The organism is Telluribacter roseus (assembly GCF_017355915.2).
Lineage (GTDB): Bacteria > Bacteroidota > Bacteroidia > Cytophagales > Spirosomataceae > Telluribacter.
The window spans coordinates 257,024-268,957 of the sequence record NZ_JAFEUV020000003.1 but is presented as its reverse complement, the minus strand read 5'-3'; the positions used below and the strand labels follow the sequence as shown (position 1 = coordinate 268,957).

Annotated in this window: 10 protein-coding genes; 4 read left to right on the top strand and 6 right to left on the bottom strand. The window is 53.7% G+C overall.

Annotated elements, in window-relative coordinates:
- Nucleotides 1–30: 30 nt before the first annotated feature.
- Nucleotides 31–885 carry an NmrA/HSCARG family protein gene (locus JTN23_RS07295; RefSeq protein ID WP_247233445.1) on the top strand — a complete coding sequence of 285 codons (855 nt, stop codon included), beginning with the start codon at nucleotides 31–33 and terminating at the stop codon, nucleotides 883–885.
- A gap of 184 nt (nucleotides 886–1,069) precedes the next feature.
- On the opposite strand, the gene JTN23_RS07290 is transcribed toward JTN23_RS07295, so the two are convergent.
- From JTN23_RS07290 to JTN23_RS07275, 4 genes are all read right to left on the bottom strand, one after another.
- On the bottom strand, nucleotides 1,070–4,429 hold the full coding sequence (locus JTN23_RS07290; protein ID WP_247233443.1) for a S41 family peptidase: 3,360 nt from the start codon (nucleotides 4,427–4,429) through the stop codon (nucleotides 1,070–1,072).
- Nucleotides 4,430–4,719: 290 nt separating this feature from the next.
- Nucleotides 4,720–6,501 carry a restriction endonuclease gene (locus JTN23_RS07285; RefSeq protein WP_247233441.1) on the bottom strand — a complete coding sequence of 594 codons (1,782 nt, stop codon included), beginning with the start codon at nucleotides 6,499–6,501 and terminating at the stop codon, nucleotides 4,720–4,722.
- A 253-nt stretch (nucleotides 6,502–6,754) separates the two neighbouring features.
- The gene (locus JTN23_RS07280; protein ID WP_247233440.1) at nucleotides 6,755–7,585 is read right to left on the bottom strand and encodes an endonuclease/exonuclease/phosphatase family protein; all 831 of its coding nucleotides are present in this window, start codon (nucleotides 7,583–7,585) and stop codon (nucleotides 6,755–6,757) included.
- 136 nt (nucleotides 7,586–7,721) lie between these two features.
- Complete coding sequence (locus JTN23_RS07275; protein WP_247233438.1) at nucleotides 7,722–8,207, bottom strand: hypothetical protein; 486 nt, start codon at nucleotides 8,205–8,207, stop codon at nucleotides 7,722–7,724.
- 420 nt (nucleotides 8,208–8,627) lie between these two features.
- On the opposite strand from JTN23_RS07275, the gene JTN23_RS07270 reads away from it, so the two are divergent.
- The 3 genes from JTN23_RS07270 (at nucleotide 8,628) to tnpA (ending at nucleotide 11,173) form a co-directional block, all read left to right on the top strand.
- The gene (locus JTN23_RS07270; RefSeq protein ID WP_247233436.1) at nucleotides 8,628–9,173 is read left to right on the top strand and encodes a hypothetical protein; all 546 of its coding nucleotides are present in this window, start codon (nucleotides 8,628–8,630) and stop codon (nucleotides 9,171–9,173) included.
- A gap of 30 nt (nucleotides 9,174–9,203) precedes the next feature.
- Complete coding sequence (locus JTN23_RS07265) at nucleotides 9,204–10,223, top strand: patatin-like phospholipase family protein (RefSeq protein WP_247233434.1); 1,020 nt, start codon at nucleotides 9,204–9,206, stop codon at nucleotides 10,221–10,223.
- A gap of 470 nt (nucleotides 10,224–10,693) precedes the next feature.
- Nucleotides 10,694–11,173, top strand: a complete 480-nt coding sequence (tnpA, locus tag JTN23_RS07260) for an IS200/IS605 family transposase (RefSeq protein WP_247233432.1) — start codon at nucleotides 10,694–10,696, stop codon at nucleotides 11,171–11,173.
- Nucleotides 11,174–11,214: 41 nt separating this feature from the next.
- On the opposite strand, the gene JTN23_RS07255 is transcribed toward tnpA, so the two are convergent.
- Entirely contained in the window at nucleotides 11,215–11,577 is a 363-nt protein-coding gene (locus JTN23_RS07255; RefSeq protein WP_247233431.1) for a hypothetical protein, read from the bottom strand.
- Between the two features lie 121 nt (nucleotides 11,578–11,698).
- Nucleotides 11,699–11,929 (bottom strand): hypothetical protein, encoded by a 231-nt coding sequence (locus JTN23_RS07250; protein ID WP_247233429.1) that lies wholly within the window; start codon nucleotides 11,927–11,929, stop codon nucleotides 11,699–11,701.
- Nucleotides 11,930–11,934: the final 5 nt, after the last annotated feature.

The window sequence follows — 11,934 nt, the reverse complement described above, 5'->3', positions numbered from 1 at the left end:
ATTTTAATTAACTCATAAAATACGAAAGCCATGACAAAGACAGTACTAGTAACCGGAGCCACCGGCTCACAGGGCAATGCCGTAGCGCGCCACCTGCTGAAGCGGGGCTTTATCGTCCGCGCCCTCACCCGTAATCCTGAAAATCCCAAGGCTGAGGCTCTGGGCCGGATGGGAGCCATTATTGTAAAGGGCGATCTCGAACAACCCGACAGCCTGGTGCAGGCCCTGCGGGGCTGCGACGCGGTGTTCTCGATGCAGAACTACTGGGAGAAAGGTGTAGGGCTGGAAGGCGAGCAACGCCAGGCCCTGCACATGATCGACGCCGCCCGCCAGGTCGGAGTCAGGCATTTTGTCCAAAGCTCCATTGCCGGGGCCGATAGCGCCAAAGGGGTACCCCACATCGAGTCCAAGTGGCACATCGAAGAGAAGATACGGGCCAGTGGCCTCCCCTACACGTTCCTGCGTACGGTGTTTTTTATGGACAGTGTGTTTGATCCCAAGTACGATGGCTTCATCTCCATGCTGCGGGGCGTCCTGGACGACCACGTGCCGGGGCACCACTTCATAGCCATGGACGACCTGGGCGCCGTAGCCGCGGAGGTCATTGCCCATCCCGACCAATACCGAAACCGAGCCATTCATGTATCCAGCGATATCCTGTCCGGTGAAGAAATGAAAGCCATTGTGCAGGAGGTGACCGGCAAAAACAAGTCCCGCTTCAAGGTACACCCCTGGATGCTCTGGCTGGCTGGTCGCGAATTTTATAGGCAGATGCAGTGGAACAGGACCCGCCCCTGGCAGTTCGGGCTAGACGAAACCCGGCAGATCTACCCGCAGCTCACCAGCTTCCGTACCTACGTGGAGACCCACAAAGAGCTGGTCTAGTACTTCGCACAAACAAAGCACCCCTGCCAGCCCTATGCCGGCAGGGGTGCTTTTGATTATATGATGAGTGATTGAAATAGTTAAGTAGGCTGTTACATTTTTTACGGAGCGTCCGTGGCCCGTGTCCCCACGGGCCTACATTACGTATCTGGGCCTGTGTCCACACAGGTCCGGGATAAGCCCCTCACTTATGCACCGCCGGGGTGGAGTAGGCCGGTACCGTGACATTGAGGGTACCCTTCTGCTCCAGCAGGCGCAGGGCTTCCTGCACGGCCCGTTCCAGCTGCGGATCGCGGCCACTGTCCAGCGACTTCGTATCCTGGCGTACCTCAATGTCGGGCGCTACGCCTTCGTTTTCAGCCACCCACTTTTTGTTGATCGGATCAAATACGGCGTTGTCCGGGGCGGTGAGAGCTCCTCCATCCACCAGCGGGTAGTGTACCGACGACTTCACCAGGCCTCCCCAGGTGCGGGCACCGATGAGCGGACCTACCTTCTGCTGCCGGAACACCCACGGGAAGAAGTCCCCGCCCGAGCCGGCCAGCTCGTTGATGAGTAGTACCTTGGGCCCGATGATACCGGCCGGCAGGCGAATGGGTGCGCCGTTGGGTACCTCGTTGGTGAGGGAAGCCCGCAGGCTGCGCGTCATCAGGTCTACCATGTAGTCGTCCAGCAGACCACCTCCGTTGTAGCGCTCGTCGATCACAGCGCCTTCCTTGTCCTGCTGCGCAAAGTAGTAGCGGTTGAAGGACACAAAGCCATTGCCGCCCGTATTGGGTACCCATATATAGGCCAGCTTACCGTTGGAGAGCTTGTCGACCAGGCGGCGGTTGTCCTCCACCCAGGCCCGTTGGCGCAGGGCATTCTCATTGCCGATAGGCTTCACGATCTCTTTCCACGCTCCTTCAAACTGGGGTGTCTTGTTGATATGCAACACCGTCTGCCGGTCTACGGTACCATCCAGCATGCGGTACGGATCGTCGGCAGCGGTCATTTCCTGCCCGTTGATGCCCACGAGGTAGTAGCCCTCCTGCACATTGATACCTGGACGGTCAAGCGGACTGGATAGTTCGGGATTCCAGCTTTCGGTGGTGTAGATGCGTTTGATCTTCCAGCGCTTGTTGTCCGCTACCAGATCTGCCCCCAGCAGCCCTACCGAATGCTTATCCACCTCGGGGTAGTCGCCGCCAAATACAAAGCTGTGCCCTACCGACAGCTCACCGTTGACCTGGTCGAGGATGGTGGTAAGGTCGGCGCGGTGCTTGATGTAGGGTACCAGCGGCGCGTAGCGCTCGTATACCTCCTGCCAGTTGCGGCCGTGCATGTTGGGGTCGTAGAAGTAGTCCCGCTCGTAGCGCCAGGCCTCCTCAAACATCTGCTGCCACTCTTCGCTCCGGTCCAGCTTCATCTGCAGGTTTACTTTTACTTCCTTGCCGTCCGAGCCGCTGGGCTTGTTGGTATCCATCATCTTCCAGCTGTTACCTACCTTGGCGAGCATCTTGGTACCGTCGGCGGTGACCGATATCTGGCTGGCTCCTCCTACGTACTCCTTGGCCTCGCGGTCGTCCAGCTTAAACTTCTGCAGCGTGAGGCCCGGAGTATTGGGCTTCTGCTCCCCGATAAATACCGTACCGGCCGGGCCATTGATCAGCAGCGGGTAGTTGCGCCTGGGCAGGGGCAGCGCCATGGTCCGGCGCTCGATGCCATCAAAGTCCACCTGTACTACGTCCAGCTTTTGAGCGGTGGAGTCTTTGGCGGCGGTTTCTTTGGAGCCTTTGCCTTTAGCCGCCTTGCCTTTGGGCTTATCCTCCGGCTTCTGCATGGCTACGGCGGGCTTTTCTTCTTTTACCTCTTCCTCATCACTTTTAGGCTTGAAGGGCGACGGGTCTTCCTTGCGCAGGTTCACCACGTAGACCGCGTACTCGGGGCGGGCGGTCATGGAGCTGGTGTTGGCCCAGCCGGAACCCAGGGCCCTATCGGTACTGGCCAGGAAGTACAGGTGCTTTTTGTCCAGGTCCCAGATCGGGGCAAAGGCATCGGCCATAGGGTTGGTGATGGGCTGCGTTTTGGCACTTTTCTGCGACCACAGGTGGATACCTCTGAAATTGTTCTTCCCGCTCTTGCTGTACGCCAGCCACTGCGAGTCGGGCGACCAGGTCAGCCCCATGTCGCCGCGCTCGAGGTTGGTACCGCCCACATCCACCGTGCGTACCGTACCGGCTTTCAGGTCCACGACCCGTACCCGTACATCATCATCCACAAAGGCTATGTACTTGCCATCGGGCGACCAGCACGGCTCCCAGGCCATCTTCGACTCACCGATGGAGATAGAACGGGGCTTCGACATACCATCCTGAGCGGCAATCATCAGGCTATAGCCCTTGCGACCCTGATCCGAAAACCAGGCGATCTCGTTGCCGCTGGGCGACCAGATGGGGGCGCGATCGGCGGTGCCGGAGCTTTGGGTAATGTTGCGGGCATCGCCGTTCTCGACCGGTACCGTAAATATCTCTCCCCTGGCCTCCATGATAGCCCGCTTACCCGCGGGTGACAGCGAAGCCGAGCGGGCCGACTTCGTCACATCCTCCCACTTCGTAGCCGCCCAGGGAAAATCCCCCTGAATGGTGATAGGAAGCTGGCGGCTGGCACCCGTCGCGGGATTGAGCAGGTACAGGTAGCCGTCCCGCTCGTAGGCCAGTTGCTGGGCCGTTCCGGCCAGTGACTTGATATCGCTGCCTTTCAGGGAGGTTATTTGTTTAATGGCTTTGGTGGCCGGAGCGTACGACCAGATGTTAGTGGTACCGTCGCGGTCCGACAGGAAGTAGATGGTTTCGCCCAGCCACAGCGGCTGTACGTCTACCGTCGAGGCGTTGGGGAGCAGCTCCTCCGAGCGGTCCTTGAGGTTCAGGATGATCAGGGGGGTATTCTGGCCGCCCCGGTACCCGCGCCACTCCGCATCCCAGCGGTCCATGCGGTCGAGGACCAGCCGCTGTCCGTCGGGGGCGTAGGAGGCATCGAAGCCCCACTGCTGCGTCAGCATCGTCGAGGGTCCACCCGTAGTCGGTACCGTCCACAGGCGCTCGTAGGCGGTGGGGGCGGCATCGCGCGACGAGGCATACAGTACCTGCCTGCCGTCGGGCGTCCAGCCGCGGACGGAGGAGCCGCTGGGGTGCCAGGTGAGGCGGGTGGCGTCACCACCTTCTACGGGTACGGTATAGACTGCGTTGCTGCCCGAGCGGTTGGAGGTAAAGGCCACCAGCTTGCCATCAGGCGAAAAAGAGGGGTCACGCTCCACGGCGGGGGTACTCGTGAGGCGGCGTAGTCCCTGCCCGTTCAGGTCCGTCACCCACAGGTCGCCGCCGTACACGAAGGCTATGTGGGTACTACTCAGGGTAGGCTGCTGGAGCAGCCGCGTTCCTTGCGCAAAGGCTTGTGCCTGACTAAGCAGGCCACACAGGGCAAAAACAGAAAACGCCCGCAGCAGCCTCAGGGATGCCAGACGGGCGCGGCCGGGCCTATGGCTCCGGCGGGCGATACTTTTCATGTGGTTCATGGTTATTGATGGCTAAAAATGCGCTACTTCCTTACTCTCAGCGCAATAGTACTACAAAGGTAAAGGGGAAGCAATAGGTAGGAGAAGATAATTAGGGGAAGAAAGAATGGGCGGAACGAAGTGTAAGCTTAATAAATAAATGCAATCTGTAATATCAATAAATTAGACATTCCAATGGTATAATCAACAAAAACGAATCAAAATATTAATTAAATATATACTCTTTATAGAATAAGTTAAAAGCTAGAAAGATGCCTTAAGAGGCATCTTTCTAAACAAAATTATTGCCCTTTCATAAGAAGCTTAGCCTCCCTAATGTCAATTTTCGCCTTATGACCATGCTTTTCCAGCAGGTAAAGCAAATTAGCGCCGTTCATTAAGGTAATTGGCTTACCCTTTGAAAACTCATAAGCATCAGGTCCATAATCTGCAGTAGTCACAAGAATACCTTTTGTTGCTCCTTCATTCATTACCGTTCCGTACAAGTCTCTAACTGCTGAGACCCCAACCGTATTTGTATATCTTTTTGCTTGAATAACAATTTTCCCTCCTCTTATCGGATCTGGGTCGAAAGCAATAACATCTACACCACCATCTTTGCTAGCCTGTGTTACTTTAACCTCTCCACCACTTTGATTAAATTCTTTTTCAAAAACCTCTCTAATCAAATGTTCGAAGTCTTCCCATCCCATACTTGCAATATTAGTAGTATCATCAAGGCTATCTGCTACATCATAATGAGGCACAAATCTCTTATCACTTTTATCAATCTTTAATATAGGCTGAACAGCAGATAATCCAGTGAGCTTACTACTACCTACCCCCTTTAAGCTTTTAAAGCAAGCCTTTGGATCAACATGTTGAAGGTCAACTTTCTCAAATTCATCTTTTTTTACTTGTATTGAAACGATACAATTATTGACACGCCGACCTGTCGACTTATCAATAGAATTAACCCATCCATTAAAAGTAACTGCATTCAAAGCATCGACCTCATCTGCCTCAAAGAGTTCATGTATAGTACGTAAAGTCAATTTGTAAATAACAGAATCATAATTTTTCGTTTTTTGACTTTCTGATACGTGATACTCTTTGAGCTCATTCTTCATAAACTTTACTTCTTGAATAGTCGGTAGAAGTTCAGGAGCAGGCAAAGAGTATTCAACAATTAGAATTTTATTTTCCGGATTGTAATCAATCTCAAAGTTCTTATTGATAAAGTCAGGATAAAGAGAGTTAGATAGGACTATTTCACAAGCCTCTATTATTGCAGCAGGTACTTGATTGTGATAATCTGCTTTTAGCTTATCAACTTTCAAATTATATAAATTCTGCTTTTCATAAAACTTCTGTTCCCGTTCCATCCAGTCCTTACACTCCAACTTATTTTTTTGCTTCACTCGCTCAACCTCTTTTTCATACTTCTTTACATCTATTTCATATTGCCTCCTACCCTCTTCGTTTTCTTGACTTATCTCATGCACCTTTTGCTCCCAACTTGATAAATCATTTTTATATAAAGCATCTACCCTTTCCACCTTCTTCTTTTTCAAAAAAGGGAATATCATATCCACTAGGGAAAACTTTGGCTTATATTTTATAAATTCTAAATCTGGCTTTACTGGAAGCTCTTTCTCAACATAAGCTCTTGGCTTATCAACTTTATTGATCTGCTTGTCTAGTGAGTATTGTGGATTAGGCTCATTAAATATTGTTTTATCTTTTAATGAGTCCCAATTAATAGCATCGTCTATATCCAAGGTAGATAGCAGAAGCTCATCCATTGCACGTAAATCAGCTTGGGCTGATTTGGTTCTCTTCTCCGCCTCTCGTAAACTAGATTCCTTAGAAAGCAATAGGTTCTGCTTTTCTTTAAGATTCTTCCACTTTTCTTCTAGCTTCAATACGTAGGCATCTACCTTATTCATCAGAACATCGTAGTCTGATGAGCTAAACTCACGATATTCATTAAGGCCATGATGCCAAACTTCAAGATAATGCTTTACATTTCCTCGTGAGGAATACTCTTTCCTGTGGTTTTTAGTAATTTTCTTACTTTCCATAGCTTATGTAGAGTGGTAGAACAACTCGATAATTTTGCTTTTAAGTTATGTTATTTAATGATGTATTAGAAAAAGCCAAAGGGGCCAAGACCTACTATGACATCCCCGAATATACGCAGTTGCCCTCCAGCACTGCCTCTATACTTCATAATTTTATCAAACGGTATCTTAGGCATCAATACGGGGAATGGAGCTTAGCCTTTACTGCTATTAACAGCAGTAAAGGCATCAAACTTAATCAACATATTTTACCTCACTTCCTACTAATCTCCATCATCAGCGGCAGGTGATCCGACGCGTAGGGTTCAGGGACGACCTGGTAGGACAGCCTTTTAAACTTCTGGGTGGCCTTCCGGCTTAGCATCAGGTAGTCGAGGGTACGGTCGGGCTGGTCGGCCGGGAAGGTCAGGGGGCAGTCGGTGCAGGGTAGTTCAAAGTTCGCCTCCAGCCCTTTGAGTACCGGATTGGCGGGACGGGCATTCAGGTCCGCTCCCAGGATCACGGGGTACTTGCGGTACTTCCGGATGATGTCGTTGAGCTGCTGGATCTGGTGGGCGCGGTCCTGGTCGCTGATGTGGTCCAGGTGCGCGGAGATGAATACTACCTTACCCAGGGGCGTTTTGACGGTGACCACTGCCGCCGCCCGGATCTCCGCCTCGGGGTGGTTGGTCAGGTACGTCAACCGGTAGCTCTCGGCCTTCCGGATCGGATAGCGGGAAAGAATGGCTACGCCGTAGTCGCCGTTGCTGCGGTCGACGGCTTTGGCAAAGTGGTAGTGCATGCCGGTAAGTTCGGCCAGTTCCCGCGCCTGGTGGGAGTTTTTGCCGGAGCGGTCGGTAAATACATCCACTTCCTGCAGGGCCACCAGATCGGGCTGGGTCCGGTTGATGACCGCCGCCGTGGCGGGTAGGTCCTGCACGCCCCACCCCTTGGCAGGCGGACTGGCGATGCGGATGTTGTAGGTCATTACTTTCAGCACCGGAGGCTGCGCTTTGGCAGCGGAGGATTGGGCGGTGGTGAGTCCGGTGAAGAGGCTGACCCAGGCGGCCAGTGCCAAAGCAATGGATTGACTTCTGAAATTCATACAAGGTACTTTGATTAGGAGAATTGGGTTTAGGGATTTATAGGGAATTTGTATTTGTATAGTTTAGACCTCCCACGCGGCGGCCGCCTCAGTTCCTCCTCTAGGGAGGCTCCTGGGTTGGATGCACACGTCCGGGTTATTCGCGGCGGACAAAGTAGGAAGCGCCGTTGTACATGGTGTTTTTCATGAGCCCATCGGTAAAGAAGAGCGTATCGTTGCGGCACTCGTACTGAAAGGTATCGCGGAAGTGAAAGATGGCCCCGTACGTATGTACCTCCTCAGTGTCACCCTGCCATTGAAAGGTAATCTGGTTGCCGTTGAGGGTGTAGACGAAGGGGATGCCGTCGCGGAAGCGGGTCTTATTCTGGCAATCATAGAAGTGAAATACGCCCTTATTATCGGCGGAGAAGGTGAGCCACAGTTCTTCTTCCTTCCGTTTAGCGAGGCTGCCTCTTCCCGGTCGGCCGCTGTTCTCGGGGCCACACAGCAGATAGTCATTGCCCCACTTGCCCTCAAAACAACTGGATTCTTTGACCGGCTCTACCTCTTCTTTATGGGATGTACAGCGGGAGCCACTTAACAGGAGTAGTAATACGAATAGCAGCGTCGTAGTCTTGAGCATAGATAGCAGGTTTGATGGAGGGATGGGGACTGCCTGTAAGCCCGCCCCCGGTTAAAACGCCGCCAATATACGCAGTAACCACAGGGCACTCCTACGCTGATCCAGAATTTTTAGGGTTGGGCAGGAGCGCGGTAGCTGATATGTACCTCCTCCCTGCCCTTATGAGTACTAAAACAGGGCGAGCCTCTCCCCTACCACTCACTAAAAACTCCTTCGGATACTCAGACTATCTGTGTAACTTACTACCACCAAAACGGATACTACCTTTATCTGTACCAGCCATTACACGATGTACCTGTACTGGGCTGGTAACACTCTGAAAGCTTTCTGGTTGATTTTACTGTACTGATGCAAGATCAGGCCCGGCACTTCCCGCTTATAGGTTTTGAAACACGTACTGGTATCATATCTCCTGACTGTATGAAAGCACTTATTTACGTAACGGTACTGAGCCTGTGGCTGGCTGCTCCCCGGCGGGCTACGGCGCAGAGCTTCCCGAAGAGCAACGGCTCCCCCTGGGTATGGGTTGAAGCGGGCAGCGGATTTAATCAGCCTCAGGGCAGCCCCAAGCTGTACCTGGCTACCCTTCAGATCGCTCCGCAGTATACGGTGGTACCAGGGTTGCTGCGGGCCGGGGCGACCGGTGGGGGCTTCTACCAGGGGAGCCAGTTTGGGTGGCTGGGTGGCCCCCGGGTGACGCTGAAGGTACTGGAGGGCCCCCGGGTACTGACGGCCTCGTCGTACAACATCCACCTGCTGGGAGAGTACCTGTTTGGTACGCGCAGCGGAGCCGAAAGCAGCCGCCAATGGCTGGGGGGCGGCGTGGGACTGGAGCTGGATGACCTCTTTGGTATATCACTCAAACTACACCGGGATCAGCGGCAGCCGGTTACCTACTTCCAGTTCGGCGTATCGTTTAACCCGACCAAGCCCCGAATCCAACCATTTACTCCCGTGACTGAATAAGTACTCTATGATTTTTAACATCCTATAACCATGGCAAAAACGGCACTAGTAGTCAGCGGAGGCGGCTCGCGCGGGGCCTTCGCGGTGGGGGCGCTGGAATACATCCAGAACCATGTGCGCCCCGTCGACCAGTTTGATATCTACTGCGGTACCAGTACGGGCTCGCTCATTGTTCCGCTGGCTGCCTGTGGTGAGTTGCAGTTGCTGCGCCGGCTGTATACCACCACGCGCCAGAACGATGTACTTATACTGGGAGGGATTACCAACCTGGCCCGGAGTATATCGCTGCACGACGCCCAGCCCCTGAAGAGGCTGATCGACCGAACTGTCACGGATGCTCATTTTGCGCAGATTCAGCGCCGGGGCGTGTCTGTATTTATCACGACGGTAAGTCTGCAGACGGAGCGCCTGGTATACTGGGCTACGCAGCCCCTGCGGGTGGGCGGCGACTACGATGTGGAGTCAATCAGCAGCGCCAACCTTCTGCGGGGGGCCATGCTGGCGTCGAGCTGCCAGCCGGTATTTATGCAGCCGGTGGAGATCCGGGGCCAGCAGTACGTGGATGGCGGGGTACGCGAAGTGACTCCCCTGCAGGCCGCCATCGACGCGGGAGCCGATACCATTATCTCCATCACTCTCACGCCCGAAACCCTACCTCCCCAGCCGGCCCCACTTACCAAAGCGTCCCAGATCCTGGAACGCACGATAGATATGTTCAGCGAGGATGTGGGGCAGAATGACTACCGTCTGGCCCGCCTCTACCAGCGGGGCAACCAGTACCTGCAGGCTATCCGCAACCGGCTACTGGCCAGTGGTGTACCGGCCGGGGTAGTGGACAACGCCCTGGCCCAGGCCGGTAATCCCTTTACGAATACAGCGGTCACGACGATCCACGAGATCCGTCCGCAACGCATGCTGGAGGGCGGCGGACCGGGTGGCCTCCTGTTTGACCCGGCTGCCATGGAGCTGATGCGCCAGCGAGGATTTGCCGAAGCCAGGGCTTTCTTCGAGGCGTTAGCCCCGGCCCCGGTTCAGGACCCGACGATTTAAGGTAGCCCGGACTGAAGTCCGGGTCTGGCGTATATCGTTCGTGCCGTGCTCCGCCACGTGCCGGGACTAAACTCCCGGCTTGCTGTATCGCTCGTGCCTACGGCACTGTGGATAGTGGTAGGTAATGCTATACCCCGCCACGTGCCGGGACTGAACTCCCGGCTTGCTGTATCGCTCGTGCCTCTGGCACTGTGGATCACGTCAGAGTGCCAGAGGCACGCCCAATCTTGTAGAAACGGATGATGTAGGGTAACGGGTAGTGCCAGAGGCACGAGCGATGTGGTACCCCCTGAGTTGAGTCAGGGGGTAGGCTGGACGCTCTTGTGCCAGAGGCACGACCAATCTTGTAGAAACGTCCGATGTGGTACACCCTGAGTTTAGTCAGGGGTAGGCTGGGACATTCAGGGGCCAATGCATAAACCTCATGGTAGATTCTGAGGTTCTACATTGATTACCCACCACTATGCACTATGCCGAACAGCTACACACAACTCTACATACAGGCGGTGTTTGCGGTGAAGTACCGCGAGGCAATCATTCATAAGGAATGGAAGGAGCAGTTGATGGCGGTCATTGGCAACCTCATCAATGAAACGGGCTGCAAAACCATCATCGTCAACGGCGTTGAAGACCACGTCCACTGCTTCTTTGGCCTCAAACCTACCGTAGCGCTTTCGGAGGTAATGCAGCAGGCTAAAGCGAAGTCGTCCAAGTGGGTGAATGAAAGCAGACTGCTCCCCAGCCGCTTCGAGTGGCAGGTGGGCTACGGGGCTTTCTCGTACAGCCGCTCCCACATCGACCGGGTGTACCGCTACATACAGAATCAGGAGGCACACCACCGCAAGGAGACCTTCCGGGAGGAGTACATTGGGCTATTGGAAAAATTTGGGGTACAGTACGATCCGCAGTACCTTTTTGAAGAGCTGGTACCGTACCATACTCAGGAGTAAACACCTTCTGGCGGTGACAACACCACCATTTGCATCAGGCGCTACTTTCGGATATAGCTAAGAACGTTTCCCGAATAAGAGGATCTGATAGAAAATTGGTTCTTCTCCATCAGGACCACCTGATAGGCTTCATCTTTAAGAGTTAGCTCCTGGTTGGACTCGTCATACGACCACTTGTAAGTTAAGGGACCTGTATCTGTATTGAGATTGGTCGTGAAGGTTTCGTTCTCTAAAAAGGTAAGTATTGCTCTGAAAGAGCCACTACTCTCTACATTGACTTTGTTACTTACTTCCCAGGCGCCCAGGAAGTAGGTAGAGTCCCGGGGAAAGACGTCTTTATCTTGTCGGGTACAGGAGGCCGCGAAGAACAGCCCCAGCCAAAGCAGATAGTACAATCGCTTCATGGGTAGTTGGTGTTATGGTGGATGAGTACCGGCAAGTAAAGCAAAACCTGTTGGTAGGTAGCTACCGTACGGTAAAATCCGGCGGCTACCTAAGTACCTTAGTTGTAATAAAGTACCGCCACTAAGCGTCCTTCTCGGGGTTCTCCTCTTCTTCACGCTTCAGGTCCTCGTAATCCACATCGTTAGCGCCGAATATGCCGCGCTGGATGCGGCTGGACAGTAGTATATCGGCACTCTCCACACTACTTCCCTGATCGGCGTTCGCAGGAGTACCGGCAGAGTCGGCTTCCTGACCTTTGGTGGACTCTACGCGCTCCTCCTCTTTATCCTTAGGCTTATCCTGGTCCTGCATCGCTA